This window comes from Marinifilum sp. N1E240, from assembly GCF_009295825.1.
GTDB lineage: Bacteria > Bacteroidota > Bacteroidia > Bacteroidales > Marinifilaceae > Marinifilum_A > Marinifilum_A sediminis.
Genome location: NZ_WHKF01000002.1, coordinates 626,826 through 646,205, shown reverse-complemented (window position 1 = coordinate 646,205; position 19,380 = coordinate 626,826). Strand labels below are relative to the sequence as shown.

The window sequence follows — 19,380 nt, the reverse complement described above, 5'->3', positions numbered from 1 at the left end:
TTAAAATATTAAAAAATAACGAAGAAATAAATGAGTAAAAAGTACACTTACAATGAACTACATGGAATGGCTGAATTCCTTCAGCAAAAAATGACAAATTTTAAAGGCATAATCTGGAATCATCACCTACAGAAAAACATGGATAAGATTGAATGCCTGATGAAGCAGGTGCAGAAATCTATTGATAAGGTAAGACCTGAAAATTTTGAATCTGTTAATGAGAAAGTAGATGAATATAATCAAAAGATAGAAGAAGGAATTCCAATTGAATCATTAACAGAATACAAAACTGATATCGAAGTTTTTATGATTTTTAATAATGAAGTTGAAGAATTGTTGAATGAAGAAGTTGTCTTTGAATTTCACAAAACTAAAAAAGAGAAGCTACCAAAGAATTTTGAAGAAGAACTTGATTATCAACAAACATTGATGATTAAAGAACTGATTTACAAAGAAGATTTTCCAGAATTATTTGAAGATGATGAAGAAAAAGAAGGTGAAGAAGTAATAGCAGATGCTGTTAAAGATTGGGAAAAGGATGCTAAATAGTATCCTTTTTTCACATAAAAAAGAATCAATTATGAATTGGCAAAACTCACTAAAACACAGATAAAACAACATGAAGAAGCATGTAAAATATTAGAAAAAGAATCATTAACATTCGATGATAAATTGTTTGTTCTTGCTAACTGGAATGAAGGCGCAAATAATAACAATGCCCAGGCAGGTGCATTTTTTACCCCTTACCTATTGGCAAGAGATTTTAAGTTAGAAATATACGAACAGAATAATAAAATTATTGACCTGTGTAGCGGAATTGGTGCATTATCACTCCCTCACTATTCATTCTGTGAAATGATGGGTTATGAAATAGATATTACGTGCGTAGAACTCAATCACAGCTACCTAGAAGTAGGTAAGAAGATATTACCAAAGGCTAAATGGGTACAAGGGAGTGCGCTTGACTTAGGCATGTTAAAAGGGCTTGGTCACTTTAATCAGTGCATAAGTAACCCACCATTTGGGAAAATCAAAACTGATGATAACAAGAATTTAAAATATAAAGGCAGTGAATTTGAGCTTAAAATAATGGAAATAGGCTCTTATATTGCTGACTACGGTACTTTCTTAGTACCTCAAAATAGTACTCCATTTCGTTATTCTGGAAGACCATATTTTGAAGACTTGCGTTATGAAGATGATGGTGATAGATTACCTAATAAAGTGAAGAAATTTATTAAAGAAACAGGACTAAATCCAGATTTCAATGTTGGTATAGACACTTCTATTTATTTGAAGGATTGGAAAGGTGTATCACCGCTCTGTGAAGTGGTAAATTTTAAATATTCTAAAACTTAATAATTAGTGTGGAATTAGAGAAGAAAAGAATCAGATTAAAAAAACTCGCTTTCTATTTTCCCGAATGGTTTAGGAAGAAAAAGTTACTTCAATATTTTAAGTCAAAAAGGGATGAAAAAGAGTCTATAAATTAATTCTAGACTCTTTTTTTATAGTAATAAATTATAACGTGGTTAAAGCAGGTGCTACAGTATCACTTACATACTCACCTTTTAAAGTCTTTAGATAGTGTTCCGTAGTTGATAGTGATTTATGCCCCATAGCTGTTTTAAGGGCGTATAAATCGACTGGCTTACCTAACTCCTGAGCTGCAAAAATAATTAGCATAGCGAACGTGTGACGAGCTGAATGTAACTTAAAAAATGGTATATTAAATTTCCTACAGATGTATTTTAATGACTCCGCTTGCCTTGCACACATATTGTTTCTCATATGCATTTTCTCTTTTTCTGTGCCTTTTTCATACCGTTTTGTTGCAAGCTTAGTTAAATAACGGTCTTTTGTTTTATCCTTTTCAACCCTCCTCACCTGTCGAACAAACAATTCTTTAGCGAAAGCTATTTTTTCACTTTCATCTATGTTTTCCAAAGCCCCTGTTTGCTCTAGTTCTAAATCAAAATTATGAGTATAACTTCGTTTAAATTCATTATTACCATTTAGCTCATAAATCATTCTCAAATTTTCAAAAATCTTCTTATTTTTCCAGTCTTCTTTTTTTATTTTACCTGCAATTGTACCAATTATACAATTACCAAACTTATCAGCATATTCTATCTGTAAATCACTATCTAAGAAGTAAACAAGGTATTTGAAAGAAGAATCATTAAGATTCCAACTTAATGTTGTTTTTTTATTCTTCAACATAGTGTATGTACACTCAACATCTATTTTTTTAATATGCTCATATTCATCTTCTTCTTCATCTATGCAAACAGAAGTGAAAGAAACTTTATTCTTAAAATTGCTAATTTTCAAAAGAGTTAAATCACTGGCTCTCATTCCTAATAATGATACACTTAGAAGATAACGGCACATATGAAGGTAACTATTTATGCTTATTTTTTTAGCCCAGTCAACATTATGGATAACCTCTTTATAATAATCTAAATGCGTGTTATATTCAGGATTTTTTTCAGGTGTTTCTGTTAATTTTCTGACAAAATTTATTTCAATATCCATTTTTTTGTATTTGTTGACCCATTGGATAAATCCCACAAATGAGAAAAAATATGAATGGATAGTGTTTAGTGAATATTTCTTACCTACTTTTTCTTCATCAGCCAAAAAAGCATGAAAATTTGTGATGAAATCTCTATCAATTCTATTTATACTTACTGTTTTATTTTCTATAAATTTTAGTAAGAATTGATAAACATATATATTGGTTGAGTATGTTGAATAAGCGAAATATTTTTCTTTAAAAATTAGAAATTCTTGATAATATTCCTGAATCGAATTTTTCTTAGTTAATGCTAGTTTTATTTTGGCTGAATTCAATTCACCATCTTCTAACATTTTCTCTTCTTCTTCCTCATATGCTTTTTGTATCGCCTTATATTGGTTGCATGTTTTTTTTACATCCTTGTTGGCTTTACTCCATTCTGTTTTTTTGATAGAGAACCCCAAATTTTTATAAGAAATTTTTCCGTTATTTGTGATTCTTATTTTTAAAGGAAATTTTCCAGTGTTACCTATTTCACGAGACCATAACACTAAAGAAATTTTAATCATAATTTTATTGCTTAAAATGATAATAAAGTACTGCATTAATGTTAACAATTTTTGTTAACAATTTCAAATAGTGTTAACAATTCAATGGAAAATTGCACTTTGAAAAAATATCTATAATCACATAATCAACTGACTGTTAAAGATGTTAAGCGTTTGTAAATACAGTGAAATAAAAACAAATATTAACACTTTATTAAAACCATTCGATTCAAACAGTTCTTAATTTTGCTTGTTCAAAACAGTACAATAAAACAAAAGATATGAAAGTAGTCGCATTTAACGGAAGTCCAAAAAAGGAAGGAAATACATATCACGCATTACAATTGGTGTGTGAACAATTGGAAGCCAATGGAATTGAAACTGAAATTGTTCAGGTTGGAAACAAAGGCGTAAAAGGTTGTACGGCATGTGGACATTGTGGTAAAACCCGAGATGAGAAGTGTGTAATCAAAAATGATGATGTGAACCTATGGATTCAGAAAATGAAAGAGGCAGATGGCATTCTTTTAGGATCTCCTGTTCATTATGCATCCTTAGGTGCGAATATGAAATCATTTTTAGATCGTGCTTTTTACGTATCAGGAATGAATGGAACTATGTTCCGCCACAAAGTTGGTGCTTCTGTTGTGGCAGTGCGCCGTTCGGGTGGTTTACCAACCTTTAACGAGCTAAACAACTACCTAAACTATTCTGAAATGATGATTCCAACATCAAACTATTGGAATGTGATTCATGGAACTACGCCAGGAGAGGTTCTACAGGATAAAGAAGGTGTTCAAATCATGCAGGTTCTAGGTAAGAACATGGCTTACCTGATGAAACTGATCGAAAACGGTAAAGATAAAGTTGAAGCTCCTGTTCAGGAAAAGAAAATTTACACCAATTTTATACGATAAAGAATATTTGAGTCCCGACATTTTGTTGGGACTTTTTTTACATCCTGACTGCCATAATCTTTTAAAGCTCTAGTATAAGGTTTGACCGAATTTAGCCTTTAAATTTCTGTCGTACATGATAATACTACCCGCAACCGATACATTCACACTTAATCGGGTATCGAATTTTACCAAATGATGCGATTTTTCGATGGCATTTTTGGTTAAGCCATTGTCTTCGGCTCCCAGCAAATATACACAGCGACGAGGATGCTTGTACTCTTCTAAAGGCACCGCTTTTTCATCCAACTCCACTCCTACCAAAACCGCTCCCTTAGGAAGGTGTGCATAAAAGTCATTGAAGTTATCGTAATGGAAGTAAGGCATGGCTCCTGTAGCCTTATGCGTATCGCAGGCTTGTTTTGCATAGCGCTTGCCAACAGTAAAAATAAAGCTGGCTCCCATATTTTGAGCTGAACGCCACAACACACCTAAATTCTCAGGTGTTTTTCCATTCTGTATTCCAATACCAAAAAATCCTTGTTCTAATGTATCTATCATCTCTATTCTTAATTGAGCTGCAAATATAGTTTTTATCAGTGTTTGCTTAGTAGGAAAAACCAATTAACCATTCAACCATTTCTTAAAATCATTACACCTATCCTGGCTTACAATGGCATCCATGCATTCAGGCTGATCGGGTTTGAGGTTGAGTTTGATTCTTGTTTTGGAATAATAGTGCATGTCAACAATGGAAGCGTAGCTCACCGTAAATTTTCGGTTGATTCGAAAGAATCGTTTGGGATCCAATTTGCTCTCTAAAGAGGTTAATGTGCCATCGCACAAGTAACGATGACCATCTAAGCCAAAAAGATAGAGCGATTTACCATCTGCCATAAAATAGGCAATTTTATCTATCTCAAGAGAGCTTAATCGATCTCCTAAACTCACCATGAATCGTTCCTGATAGGTATTTCCAGCTACCAAACTATTAAGTGACTGCTGCAATGATGATAAGTTAACAGATTCTTGATTTCGATGTCTTTTTTCAAATTTTTGAAGGGCTATTTCCAAATCATCTACATCTATTGGTTTTAACAAATAATCAACACTATTCTGCTTAAAAGCCTGAATAGCATATTGGTCGTATGCTGTCGTAAATATTACAGGAGTATCTATATTAAGCCTATCAAAAATGCCAAAACTATTGCCGTCTCCCAAATGGATGTCCATAAATAACAAATCAAGCTTATTAGAAGAAAGATATTTTACCGCTTCCTCAACATTCTCCAAATGCACTTTTACCTTTATCTCACCCGGACGCAAGCTAAGCAACATTTTCTCCAATTCACGTGCAGCTAAATGCTCATCCTCTATTATTGCAACTTCTATCATCTCCTCTTATTTTTTTGGGACTGCCAAAATACAAAAGAAAAGGGGCATTCCGCAATGGAATGCCCCTATTTTGATTCAAATAAATATGCTATTTATCCTAATTGTTCAAATTTGGATTGTTATCCACAGCTTCCTGAGGGAAACGCAATGTATATCTTGGATCTCCTTCTTCTAAAACTTCAGTTTCACCACCAAATGTGTGAGTTAAACTCTGCTGAGTTGTTCTTCTCAAATCATACCAACGATGCCCCTCAAATGCCAATTCACGACATCTCTCCTTAGCAACCTCAGTAATCAATTCAGCTTGAGTCATAGCATTGATTCTAATTTCCTCTAAAGCATAAAATTCAGCTTCTAAGCGATTTTGCTTTAATGTATTTAAATACTCTTTTGCTTTTGGAAGATTTTCGTTCAAGTTAGCTTCGCACTCTGCCAAAATTAAATACAACTCAGAAGTTCTGAAGCTACATTTGTTTTCAGAATTCTTTCCTTTATTAGTTGTATTTCCTGACCAACCACTCGAGTAATATTTCGATAATCGTAAGTCTTGAGCATTGTATTTTGAAATTAATTCATTTGATGCAAGCAAATTGAAACTTAAAATATTATCAAAAGTCTGCTCTGCGGCAAAAACATTTTCTTTCGACTTAAAATGATATGGCATAATAGCATTATCCTCATTTAAATCAACCAATTGATTATTGATAGTATAAGCTTCTAAAGCAGCATCTTTAGCCAACAAATATTCACCTCTATACAAGTGCATACGAGCTTTTATTCCTAAAGCAGCAACTTTTGATACTCTATAATTCAAGCCTTTCTCATATTCTGCAACGTTGATATATTTCATGGTGCTATCAACATCTGACAAAATTTGAGTGTATACCTCTTCAATTGTACTAACAGGAAATGGTTGCTCAATATCAATAAGTGTTACTACAGGCACACCTTTATCAGTCGAGGCTGTTTCCTTATTGTAAGGTTTAGCATACAAATTCAACACATTAAAATGCATATATGCTCTCATAAAATATGCTTCAGCCACTAATTGATTGATTTCCTCCTGACTACCTTCTTTCATATTGGCAGCCTGTGAAATAATTTCATTCTCATAGAAAATCACTTTGTAAAATTCCTGATATGGTAATGATCGTGCTTTTGAACTCAAAACACTTTTCCATAAGTAATAATCCTGAAATTCTTCAGCTTCTGCTCCCCATTCGTCCAAAATTGCTTCATCGGTAAAAATTGTTGATCTTGATCTATCAATTAAACCAACTTCGTATGCTCCAGTTTGTAGCTTTCTGAAATCCTCGTATGTTTCAGGAATAATTTTATCTGCAGGCTTAATATCCAAAAAATCATCACATGATGTTAAAGATAATCCTGCAATTACTATATATAAACAGTTTTTAAATAATTTCATAATTGTAATTTTAGAAGCCAACATTAATTCCAATTGAATATGATTTCGCAATTGGCTGCGCATAAATATTACCATAAGTTTCAGGATCAAAATATCCATCATAATTGTCTGAAATTACAAATGGATTACGAGCCTCTACACTTAATCTCGCACTCGTTAAGTTTAATTTATCCAAAATGTCTTTCGAGAAACTATAACCTAATCGAATATTTGTACATCTCAAATAATTCATCTCTTTTACCCAAATATCCAGGTACTTTAGATAATCAACCGGATCTTTTTGAGAATACAGTTGGTGCTCAACAGCTACATTCCCATCTGCACTTCCTGAACCAATTAAGCGAGGTAAATAAGTATTTGGATTTTCAGGAGTCCAAGCATTCAAAATATCTGTTGTTGAATTCAGAGCTCTGTCATATTCTGTAAAATCATATGGAGGAGTAACTCTAACCTTTTGCCCCAAATTAAAGCTACAAGCAATACTTAAATCAAAATTCTTATACTTAAAATTATTAATGATACCACCACTATATTTCGGATCAGCACTTCCCTCATATGTAAACAATTCTCTGAACTCCGTTGGTGATAGTGTTGGTGTAGGCCAGAATCCCCATTTTAATTCAATTCCAGCAAATTCTTGCAAATTCATTTTCTTACCATCCTTCACAAAAACAGGCATACCATTTTCATCTAACCCATCAGTTTTTAATGCATAAATAGCATTTACAGGTTTACCAATTCCCGAAGGAAACCAGCTATCGTTACGGACCTGAATATCATTAACCTTATTAAAGTTTCTCGAAATGTTAAAGTTAGTAGTCCATTCAAAATCGTCATTATGAATATTTCTAGTAGAAATACCAATTTCATAACCTTTATTGGTAACGGCAGCCCAATTAACCGGGGCAAAATTAAAACCATTCTCCAATGGTAAAGCGCGTAAGTTAATCAAGTCTGAACTTTTTCTATGGTAGAAATCAACACTCGCACGAATTGCATTTTCGAAAACAGCAATATCCAAACCTGCATTATAGGTTTTCGTTTTTTCCCAACGTAAATATTGATTTGGAGGATTATCAACCTTTAATGCATCTTCAACCATTCCTGGCAAAATCTCTACCTTATATTTTTCACCAATCACATATGGAGAAGTACTTTTATCAACATTTCCTTGTAAACCATAAGAAGCTCTTAACTTCAAGCTATTTAACCAAGGTACATTTTTCAAAAATTCTTCTTCTGTGGCATTCCATGATCCACTCAAAGCCCATAATGGAAGGTATTTGTATTTTTCATCTACACCAAATAAATTGGATCCATCGTATCGAACACTTCCAAACACTGTATATTTGCGCTTGTAAGAATATGATAATGTAGAAAAGAATGATACAAAAGTATTTTCAACAAAACTTTTATCGAATCCTTTATATTTTTTAGCGGCATCTGCATCGTGAAAATCAATTCCTGTTGAGGTATTAGAAGATCCGTCAAATGCATAATTGGCAGAATAAATTGTTGTCAACTCATTACCACGAATTTCATTTCCTAACATCAAATCGAACTCGTGATCTTCATTGATGACTTTATTCACTTCAATAATGTTCTTTAAATTGTATTGGAAAAAATCAGCATCCCAAACTTTTATAAAACCATCATTCACATCATAACGAGTAACACTTTGCCCATTCTCATCTTCGGTCTGATATCTACTATTGTGAATAGTTCTTCGACCAACATAAGAATCCTTTGTAGCTGTCTGTTCTGTTCTTTTATCCTCTGTTTGCAATCCAAGTTGAGCCGTATACTTTACTCCATCTATAATTTTGTAATCAAAATCAAAAATTGCGTTAATATTTCTAGAGGTTAATTCATTAGATGTATTATTTCGCTCTTCAACAATGTTAAAATCCAAAGGAGTACCCAATGCACCAGTCGTTTCTGTATCATACACATAAGAACCATCAGGATTGTAAACTTGCTGATAAGGATTTACTCTTCTTGAATAATAACCAGGATTAGTGAATAAATCTGATCCAGTTAAATATCCTTTAGTTTTACGTTCTGAAAGAAAAAGAGCAGCTCCAAAATTCATTTTCTCGTTCAACTTTAATCGAATTTTTGAAGTTAAGTTGATACGATCCAATGAAGTCCCTACAGTAGTTCCTTTTTCGCCATGATATCCTGCCGAAAAATAGTAGGTAGCAAATTCATTTCCTCCAGAAATGCTTAAACTTTGATCTTGGTTTACAGCTGTCTGATACAGTAAATCTTCCCAATCAGTATTGATACCTCTTAGAGCATTAATATCATTTTGAGCAGTATTTGAAATTCCAGAAAATCCATTATCCAAGTAATTTTGTCTATCATTATATTTATCCAAAACTCTTGCAACACCTCCATTACCATTTCTATAAGAATAATCACTTCGAGCAGCCAAGGCCAATTCAAGATCTACTTTCTGATCAGAATTCATCAAATTCAATTGACTTAAATCTGGTCGTTGAGTGAAAGTTGTGTTTGAGGAAAAATTAACTCTCATTTTCCCTTGTTTCCCAGATTTTGTAGTAACTACAATCACGCCATTTGCTGCTCTTGCACCATAAATAGCCGTAGCAGCAGCATCTTTCAAAATGGTAATATTAGCAATATCAGATGGGTTAAATCCAGCAATAGACGAATTGTACAGTTGATCAATATTACTTTTATCATTAAAATCCGGCACATCGTTACCTTCCAATGGCATACCATCAACCACCCAAAGAGGATCCTGTGAACCTGATAGAGACACTGTTCCTCTAATTCTAATTTTAGCCGGAGCACCTGGGGCACCAGTTTGAGTTACAGCTGTTACACCTGCTAACTGTCCACTAAGCATATGGTCAACACTCACAACTCCTGCCTGCTTAATGTCTTCCGCATTAACCTTAACAACTGCAGAAGTTACTTTACGCTTTTCGATCTTCTGATATCCAGTTACAATAATTTCGCCTAGCTCGCTTGTTGATTCTCCCAATTTAATGGTAACAAAAGATTTTCCTTTGATATCAACCATTTGAGTTTCGAAGCCCAAAAAGCTACAGGCAATCGTATTTAAATCTTTAGGAACTTCAAGTGTAAAATTACCATCAAAATCGGTAATGGTTCCTAAAGTAATGTTTTCAATAATCCCTTTCATCTTGGTTTCGGCACCAATTGTTGCTTTATCAATGTAAACCGATGCACCAATCAGAACGTCTCCATCCTGCTCCGAGAGTACCTTTCCTTTTATCTGCTTCATTTCCTGAGCCCAGATAAATGCTGGCATCAAGATCAAAAGCAAGGTTAGCATTCTTTTCATAAACTTGTATTTTTTATTGGTTATTAAAATAGTGGTTATTTCATACAAAAAAACAGGTAGGAGAAATATTATTCTCCCAACCTGAACTAACTAATTACTGATGTATATTAAGTGCTTCCTCAATTCGAAGAATTAAATCCTGATAATGAAACTTTGTAGCTTCATCATAAGTATTCAATCTCTTTGAGAGTAAGTCTCTTATTCGTAACAATTCTCCTCGTTTAACCGATACTACATCCGACACACGGTTGCTTGTTGCATAAAACACATTCCTGTTGGCATAACGACTTTCTTTAGTTTCATTCTCATTACCATCCTGAAACATCTCCTTGCTTTTTACTGCGTAATCGCAAAGCATTGGCATGTGATTGTGTAATCCACAATTTGAATGATCATGTTCATCATGAAGAGTTTTCTTAGTGGTCTTCTCCATAGTTTTATTATGAGTAATGATTAAATTATCCACAAAGTTTTTCTGAGTTTGACGCGTGAAAACATCTAATTTTTGTCTCTTAATGGTTTTGGCAAAAATACCATTGTGCATATCTCTCATCATATCTGTTAAAGTGTATGCCTTATCGCCATTAACAACTTCATTCTGGAGCATTCTTAATAATCTTTCTTTTTGAAGGATAGAATAAAAAATTCTTGAATTAAGATCTCTGAATAAAGTTGTTGGTGCATATTCAATATCCCCAATAACCGATTCACGAATAGGATATGATTTTTTATAGATTTCAGCATTGGTAATCCATTTCGGATTCTTAATTACTTCTTCTATTAAATAGTTTACTGCATCCTTTTGTTTAGCTTTTTCAACATGAGTATATGCTGATTTAGTTTCACCATATACTGGCTGGTCCAAATAGATACCTCCAATATTGGCAATTACATGATTGGCATAAGTAAACCATTGTCCAATTACACCCATCATCATTTTACCTGCTTTTTCGTAACTTACTCCTTCTTCATAAGTCCATTTTTCAACTTCAGGAACAATGCGTTTCAAATTTTGCAATCCGTAACGACTGGCTTTCATTGAATTGTCTCCTAAATCTTCGCTTTGCGCTGAAGGGTCGATTGTATTTTTTCCACTTTGCTGTGGTCCGTAATGATACAAAGGATCATTTTCATGCTTGCGAATCATATTGCTTAAAACCTGCAACTCATCCCAAGGTGTATCCTGGTTGATCCAACGGTAAGCCCAGGCAATAGCATACTTATCATACACACCAATCTGAGGCGTAATGTACTCTATACCATCCTTTGGCTGAGCAACGTAATTAAAACGAGCATAATCCATAATAGATGGAGCGGTACCTCCCATTCTACTAGTAAAGGTTTTTGAACGCAAAGAATCTACCGGGAAAGCATAAGATGCTCCCATATTGTGCATTAAACCAAGCGTGTGTCCAATTTCGTGAGATGAAACAAAGCGGATGGCATGAGCCATGTGCTCATCAGTAAATTTATTGTCTCTTGCTTTTGGATCAATACTTCCTGTTTGAATACGAATCCAGGAATGAAGAGCGGTCATTACATTGTGCCACCAAATTACATCAGCTTCAATAATTTCACCAGAACGAGGATCAACCACAGATGGACCCATTGCATTTGCCTGGCTCGATGCTGCATAAGTGATCATTGAAAAACGAACATCATCACCATCAAAATCAGGATCATCAAGTGGTGCATCTTTTGCTACAATTGCATTTTTAAATCCTGCCTGTTCGAAAGCTGATTGCCAATCGGTAATACCATCTTTAATTGCCTGACGCCATTGAGGTGGAGTTGAAGGATCGATATAATATACGATTGGTTTTTTAGGCTCAACCAATTCTCCAGACATATAACGTTCTACATCTTCTTTTTTAGGCTCCAATCTCCATCTGTTTACAAATTCACGATTTTCAACAGCTTGCTGAGAATCTTTATAGTAAAAATGCTTGGTGGTAAAATAACCAATTCTGTTGTCAGCAAAACGTGGCTTCATTGCTTTTTCTGCCAACAAAACGATATTAGTAGTAGCTTCAACCGTAACTGTAATTCCTTCAGCTTTTGTAGTAAGTAAAGATTTAACAACTACATTTTCCGGAAAGCTTTTAACTGCATTGATTTTAGATAATGACTTTACTGCACTACTTGGCATGCCTAACATACCAAACAAATCATTTAAACTTTTCTCCGATCCATCGAATACTTTATTTACTTTAAACACATAAGATGTGGAATCTTTACCAATACATGCCAAGTCGAAAGATTCTCGAATTGAAGGCATATAATTGTCTTTTACCGATAGGGAAATTGCATCCCCTTCTTTTCCTTCGTAATAAGGATGATAAGTTTTCACCCAAATTTTCTCGTTTAAAGTATCTGCCTCGAAACGAATCAAAAGGTTTTGGTAGTTAATACCTTTATTCAATCCCAATTCATTCACTTGAGAAGGTACCTTGGATATTTTATTCACCAAAAGAAAATCACGACCTAACAAAGAGTCTGCAATTTCGAAATAATAGTCTTTTTTAACACGGTGAATATCTATTACTCCATTCTTGGTTTGAGCATCTGAAGTAATTACCTCACTAAAAGCTTTTAAATCTGATTTCGATTCTTTACTCTTGGTACTATCAACTTTTATTTCCTTTTTCTTCTTTTTCCAAAAGTTAAAAATCCCATCATTTGGTGAGATCGATTTAAAATCTGCAGCTAGAGTTGTAGCATGCATTCCCCCCAGAATACATGCTATAAGGCACAGCTTGCTAATTGTGTTTGTAGGTGTAATTGTTCTTAAGTTCATTTATAGTGTTTTGTTTGCAAAGGATAAAACAAAACAAGGTTTTGCTCCTATGCTCATGTCATTTTGCATTTGAATGGCAGCTTTGATTGTACCACAATTCAGAACAAAAATGTTTTTTTTTGTAACTGCAAAGAAAAAGAAAGGAGTGAACTCGAAATATTGAGGAGTGAATGACAAAAAAATCGGTATGAAAGAATCATACTGATTGAAAAATCTTTTGATTTCTATTTAAAAAGGGGCAATTTAACTTTGAATTTGCCATCTGTTATGCCATAATAAGCTTGTCTATCGCCTAGAAAAGCGTAAAGTGCATCAAGAGTTTTTAGACCAGTACCCGGTGAGTTATTCAAATCGGTTCGCGGCTGATAAGGATTCTCAACCCATAGAAAATTATCATCATCCACTACAATTCGAATAGTTAATGGCTTTTCACTGGTAATTACATTGTGTTTAATGGCATTTTCGACCAATGATTGTATGCTAACCGAAGGTAATTTTAAAAGAAGTGCCTCTTCAGGAATATCATATTCTAAAATAAGATTCTCGCCAAAACGAATTTTCTGCAAAAAAACGTATTGCTTGATAAAATCCATTTCTTGTTTCAAACGAATTAGGTTGCTATTGTTACTATCAAGAAGGTATCGATACACTTTTGATAAGCTCATTATAAATTTCCGAGCTAACTTAGGCTCGCCATCTACTAAAGCATACAAGGAGTTCAAGGAATTAAAAAGAAAATGAGGATTAATCTGATTCTTGATGTTCTTCAATTGAGCTTTTACCTTCTCCTCCTCTTCATCCTGAGCTTTCTTCCTTAACTGAAGTGTTTCACTAATATCAAATCTAAAACTTGCAACCCCAACTACATTGCCTTCGGTATCCGAAATGGCATTAAAAATCTGCTGATAATCGATTCCATGACGTTGATACTCTACCAAAAAATGCTCTCCTCCTAAAGCCCTATCCAGATATTTTTTCATTTTTATGCGAAAATCACCATAATAGGTATCAAGTATATTATCTCCCTCTTTTATCTGATTATTCTCTGAATTTAGGATATCGTTTTTGTGAACGGTATTAAAGCTAGTATACTTATAATTCTGACCTATTGAAAAAATCATTATTTGATCGGTACTCTCCATAATGGATGATAATTTACTTACTTCGTTCAAATGTCTTTTCTCAGCTCGGCGTCTTTTGGTTGATTCATAAAGCCAACGACGTTGGGAAAAATAAAGAAAAACCATTAACAAAAGTGCCAATACCAACCCAATTAGTATCGTTAAGTTTCTTATTTCCTGTACAGATTCTTTTACATTAAACATAGGAACGCTTACAGTAATTAGCCAATAATCTCCCCCATTTGCGATTCGAATAGGCTTATACACCCTCATTACCGGAAGGTTTAAAAATTCGGATTGAACTTCTTTCTTTTGTTCTGTTCCCGACTGTAATGCCAATTGTACAAAACTGGAATCCTGATGATGACCAATCTGTTTACCAATCAAATTTTCATCGGGATGTGTAATGCAAATCCCATTTTTTGAAATGATGCTCACATAAGCTCTTCCCAAGGATTCTTCATCATAAAAAATTTGCTGAAACTTTCTCAAATCAATATCAAAACCAACAATTCCATACAAGTATGAATCAACAATTACTGGAGTCAAAATGCTAACCAACTCTTTACCTTGATCATTTTTATAGGGCTGTGATAAAATTGTCCCTTGCAGGTTTCGTATTTGATTCCACAGGATTTTCTCATGAATAGCTGAAGTAGGTTTTTCAACAATGGAATCACCTAATTTTTCCAAAACAATGCCACTAATATTCTTTTCCTTATCCATTCTAATGAACCATCGTGCTGATATTTCTTGACTGATCATTAAATCAGACCTCAATATCTCATGAATCACTGGAAATTCACGTCCATAAGCAATCTCTTCAACTGCATCAGTATAAAGTTCGGCTTGTCTGCAACTGTTTTCAATTTCGGTCTGAACAATCAGAAAGCTATTTTGTGCTTTCGACAATGCCAAATCCACACTCATTTTACGTGCAGTAATGGTCATTTTATCGCCAATATAATAAGCTACAGCACCAAAGGCAAGAATAATAACTAAACCTATAAATATAATGGATTTGTTTCGAAAGTTCATTAGTAATACGTTAAATTAATCTGAGATAAACAACACATTTTAATCCACTTACAAGAAATAAAATTCATTACATCTATCCTCTATTAGCCTACAAATGTAATGTTTCGAATGGTAATGAAGTGTTTTGCAGACAAGTTTTGTCAAAAATCCAATCTGAATTTTATTATTTAAGAAGCGAATTTATATGAAGTGACCATTTGTTCTAAAAAGCAAATAGAGTTCAATTACTCGAAAAGATGTTGGAAAGAAAAACTGGATCTAAAAAAAGAAATTCTCTTCTGTAATTATTATGTGCCACTCCCAAATAAGCACTATTGCATTCTACTACTATTCACTATCAGAAGGACTTTAAAGAAATATCATTACTAAAGAAAAACACAACCTGCCACTCATATATTTAACAGTAGAGTTTATAAATAAATCATAGTCCTATCGATATTGAAACTGAAAAATACGAGGAGTTAAAATCCCTTTATCTATCAACGTTTGCTCCTATCAACTGCACAATATAAATCAATACTAAACAATCATTTCACTGTATAAATAGTTCAAATTATCATCAATTTAAACGACTCATACTTAACCGCTTACTTTTTTCGAATATTTTTCACAATAAAATTATCAATGTTTACTAAGACAAGTAAATGAATTGCATTATTTCACTATTAACATATACTATATTACTGATTAAATAATTTCTTTCAGTTAAAAAAAAGAAATAAATTCCATCATAATTTACTTACAAACTATAATTTTAATCACCTATCTATGAGACATTTTACTATGTTAATGGTCTTGATATTTCTATTTCAGACCGGAATTACACAAAATCGCAGTGTCGACTCTAAAGGAAATTATGAAGGAGTTATACGCGTAAAATTCGACAACACTTACTTGTCAAAAGTAGATGCCTTATCAAGCACTCTTGATAAAGGACAAAATCTAAAAGCGCAGCCACAATTAGGTTACGTAGTAACAAATATGGAAGCAGTAAATGAGGCAAATAGAAAATTTACTGCAACAAAAATGAAACGTGTTTTCCGTGAAGCAGGAAAGCATGAGGCTAAACATCGCCAATATGGACTACACCTTTGGTATGAAATTGAGTTTGATGGCAACACTCCAATTACTCAATTGATCTCTTCTTACGGCAATCTTGCCGAAGTTTCCATTGCCCAGGGAGTACCAGAAGCCAAACAAGTTAATCATTCAATCCAAGTAACTCCACTTGCTGATAATGACATAAATCCTTCTTCGTTAAGCGGTGCTCCTAATGATCCTCGCTTTACAGATCAATGGCATTATGAGAACACAGGACAGAATGGAGGCACTGTTGGCTCTGATATTAGTTTACTTGAAGCATGGGAAATTGAAACAGGTAATTCAAATGTAATTGTTGCTATTGAAGATGGTGGTATAGATTGGGACCATGAAGATTTAGCAGGAAATATGTGGGTTAATCCTGGCGAAATTGCTGGTAATGGTATTGATGATGATAACAATGGCTATATCGATGATGTATATGGTTACAACTTTGTTGACAACACAGGAACAATTTCGGTTGGAGATCATGGAACTCATGTAGCTGGAACTGTTGCTGCAGAAACGAACAACGGAATTGGTGTTGCTGGTGTTGCTGGTGGTAGTGGTTCAAACGACGGTGTTCGTTTAATGTCATGTACAGTTTTTACCAACTCATCAAATGGTGGATTTGAAGAGGCATTTATTTATGCTGCTGATAATGGAGCAGTAATCTCACAAAATAGCTGGGGATACAGTAGTAAAGGCGTTTATGATCAAGCTGTTCTTGATGCAATTGACTACTTTGTCGCAAATGCCGGAGGTCCAAGTGAAGCAATGAATGGTGGATTAGTAATTATCGCCGCAGGTAATGATGACGATTCCGGACTATGGTATCCGGGATGTTATGAAAGTGCTTTGGCTGTTGGTGCAACCAATTGTAAAGATGAAAAATCCTGGTATTCAAATTACGATACTTGGGTTGACATTTCAGCTCCTGGAGGAGAATTAATTTCAACTAATAATGATCCAACTGCGATTCATTCCACACTACCAAACAATCAATATGGTGTAATGCAAGGAACCTCAATGGCTTGTCCTCATGTTTCTGGAGTAGCAGCTTTAATAATCTCTAAAAACTATGGAAACATAACTCCTCAAGAGGTTTGGAATAAGCTAGTAAATACAACTGATAATATTGATGCAACCATCCCATCTTACATTGGAAAATTGGGTAGTGGAAGAATGAATGCCTTCGCCGCATTAGATGATGGAAACCCTCCTACCACTCCAACAGGTGTTACTGCCACAAACATAAGTTCTACATCTTTTGAACTTAATTGGGACGCTACAAGTGGAGCAAGTTCTTATGATATTCAAATTCGAGAAAGTGGTGGAACCTGGTCAAGCTATAATTCATCAACAAATACTTATACTTATTCAAATGCAAGTGCAGAAACGACTTACGAATATCAACTAAGGGCTAATAATAGCGCTGGAAGCAGTTCATACACTTCTATTGCTACTGTTACTACTCTTGCATTGCCTGATATTCCAGGAATTCCATCTGGATTAACTGCTACGAATATCACCGCCAATTCATTTAGTTTAAGTTGGAATAATGTAGCCGAATCAGATGATTACGATGTACAACTGAGACCTGAAAATGGTTCATGGAGCGATTACAATACGCTTACAAATAGTATTAATTTTACTGGTTTGCAAGCAACTACTGTTTACGAATATCAGGTACGCTCTAACAATGTTACAGGAAGTAGTGATTATTCTGCAATTGGATCTGCAACAACAACCGATGTTCAAATCGAATATTGCACATCTCAGGGTAATAATTCAACTTATGAATGGATTGCGGAAGTAGCAGTTGGTACATTTACAAATTCTTCGGGTGCTGCTGGTTATACTGATTTTACATCACAAACCATAGACCTGGAAGCCAATACAACTTATAACATTGCTTTAACTCCTGCATTTTCAAGCACTACTTATAACGAATATTGGAAAATCTGGATTGATTACAATCAGGATGGTACATTCAATGATTCTGATGAGTTGGCATTTGATGCTGGCTCTATGAGTAAAACTACAGTGACAGGAACAATCACCATTCCTTCTAGTGCAACAGGAAGTACAAGAATGAGAGTTAGTATGAAATACAATGGAAGTCAAACTTCATGTGAATCATTCTCATATGGCGAGGTAGAAGATTATACTGTAAACATTCAAGCTGCTACACCTACCGTCCCTCCTATACCAGACGGATTATCTGCAAGCAATGTAACTACTAATTCCTTTACAATAAATTGGAATGAATCAAATACTGCAACTTCCTATGATCTTCAGGTAAGAGAACAAGGTGGTAATTGGTCTACTTTTAACACCACATCTACCAGTTATGATTACACTGGCGCTAGTGAGGAAACTACTTACGAATTTCAAGTAAGTGCCATTAATGCAGTAGGATCAAGCAATTATTCAACTATGGGAAGTGTAACAACAAACTCTACCAGTCTTGTTTATTGTGATTCAGAAGGATCTAACTCATCCTGGGAATGGATAGATTTGGTACAACTTGGAAATATTGATAACAGTACAGGTAATGATGGCGGTTATGCTGATTACACACAATTAAGTACAGATTTAGCTCCTGGTAGCTCTCAAACTATATATTTTAGTGCAGGATTCAGAAGTTCAAGTTATACCGAATTCTGGCACGTATGGATAGATTTTAACCAGGACGGAACCTTTGATGCTTCCGAAGAAATGGTCAATGGGTCATCAAGTAGTAGTGGAACTTTATCCGCAGATTTCACAGTTCCTTCAAATGCTAAGCTTGGAACAACTCGCATGCGAGTAAGCATGAAGTATAATGCGGCTGCGACAGCATGTGAAACATTCTCCTATGGTGAAGTAGAAGACTATACAATTAACATTAGCAATTCAGCAAACAGTGTTCAGTTCAGCTCTATTACACAATCAGAATATTTAGGAAATGAAGTACCTGTTGAGCTAATGACAATTAGTCCAAATCCTGCTGATAATCTGTTCTTAATTACTACTGTTCACGATCAAGGTATTGTAAAAATTATGAACACAAATGGTCAGTTAATAAAAACAGTATCAATCAATAGTAACCAAACTGAAGTAAACATTTCTAACCTGGCTTCAGGCATGTATTTAATAATGCTTGAAGGAGAAAGAGATGGAATCGTTAAAAAGTTAGTAAAAAAGTAAAGTTGAATAATTGAGCTAATGATTAAGAG

11 protein-coding genes are annotated in these 19,380 nt (G+C 34.2%); 4 read left to right on the top strand and 7 right to left on the bottom strand.

Going from position 1 to position 19,380, the window contains the following annotated elements; genetic code table 11:
- Positions 1-30: 30 nt before the first annotated feature.
- Positions 31-549 (top strand): hypothetical protein, encoded by a 519-nt coding sequence (locus GCQ56_RS07625; RefSeq protein WP_152733831.1) that lies wholly within the window; start codon positions 31-33, stop codon positions 547-549.
- Positions 550-585: 36 nt separating this feature from the next.
- Positions 586-1,359, top strand: coding sequence for a methyltransferase (locus GCQ56_RS07620; protein WP_152733830.1), 774 nt, complete (start codon positions 586-588; stop codon positions 1,357-1,359).
- Between the two features lie 162 nt (positions 1,360-1,521).
- Here the strand turns inward: GCQ56_RS07620 and GCQ56_RS07615 are convergent, their stop codons facing one another.
- Positions 1,522-3,090: a phage integrase SAM-like domain-containing protein gene (locus GCQ56_RS07615; RefSeq protein ID WP_193323737.1), complete on the bottom strand. Its 1,569-nt coding sequence runs from the start codon at positions 3,088-3,090 to the stop codon at positions 1,522-1,524.
- 260 nt (positions 3,091-3,350) lie between these two features.
- Here GCQ56_RS07615 and GCQ56_RS07610 point away from each other — a divergent pair, with 260 nt between their 5' ends.
- Complete coding sequence (locus GCQ56_RS07610) at positions 3,351-3,986, top strand: flavodoxin family protein (protein WP_152733826.1); 636 nt, start codon at positions 3,351-3,353, stop codon at positions 3,984-3,986.
- 69 nt (positions 3,987-4,055) lie between these two features.
- Here the strand turns inward: GCQ56_RS07610 and GCQ56_RS07605 are convergent, their stop codons facing one another.
- The 6 genes from GCQ56_RS07605 to GCQ56_RS07580 all read right to left on the bottom strand — a co-directional run bounded on the left by GCQ56_RS07605 (position 4,056) and on the right by GCQ56_RS07580 (position 15,079).
- A complete protein-coding gene (locus tag GCQ56_RS07605) occupies positions 4,056-4,526 on the bottom strand; it encodes an RNA methyltransferase (RefSeq protein ID WP_152733824.1) in 471 nt (156 codons plus the stop codon).
- Positions 4,527-4,589: 63 nt separating this feature from the next.
- Positions 4,590-5,360 carry a LytTR family DNA-binding domain-containing protein gene (locus GCQ56_RS07600; protein WP_152733822.1) on the bottom strand — a complete coding sequence of 257 codons (771 nt, stop codon included), beginning with the start codon at positions 5,358-5,360 and terminating at the stop codon, positions 4,590-4,592.
- A gap of 97 nt (positions 5,361-5,457) precedes the next feature.
- Entirely contained in the window at positions 5,458-6,786 is a 1,329-nt protein-coding gene (locus tag GCQ56_RS07595; protein WP_193323736.1) for a RagB/SusD family nutrient uptake outer membrane protein, read from the bottom strand.
- Between the two features lie 10 nt (positions 6,787-6,796).
- Positions 6,797-10,123 (bottom strand): SusC/RagA family TonB-linked outer membrane protein, encoded by a 3,327-nt coding sequence (locus GCQ56_RS07590; protein ID WP_152733820.1) that lies wholly within the window; start codon positions 10,121-10,123, stop codon positions 6,797-6,799.
- Between the two features lie 94 nt (positions 10,124-10,217).
- Complete coding sequence (locus GCQ56_RS07585) at positions 10,218-12,920, bottom strand: zinc-dependent metalloprotease (protein WP_227006025.1); 2,703 nt, start codon at positions 12,918-12,920, stop codon at positions 10,218-10,220.
- A gap of 224 nt (positions 12,921-13,144) precedes the next feature.
- Positions 13,145-15,079: a histidine kinase gene (locus tag GCQ56_RS07580; protein ID WP_152733818.1), complete on the bottom strand. Its 1,935-nt coding sequence runs from the start codon at positions 15,077-15,079 to the stop codon at positions 13,145-13,147.
- A gap of 768 nt (positions 15,080-15,847) precedes the next feature.
- Here GCQ56_RS07580 and GCQ56_RS07575 point away from each other — a divergent pair.
- On the top strand, positions 15,848-19,351 hold the full coding sequence (locus GCQ56_RS07575; RefSeq protein ID WP_152733816.1) for a S8 family serine peptidase: 3,504 nt from the start codon (positions 15,848-15,850) through the stop codon (positions 19,349-19,351).
- Positions 19,352-19,380: the final 29 nt, after the last annotated feature.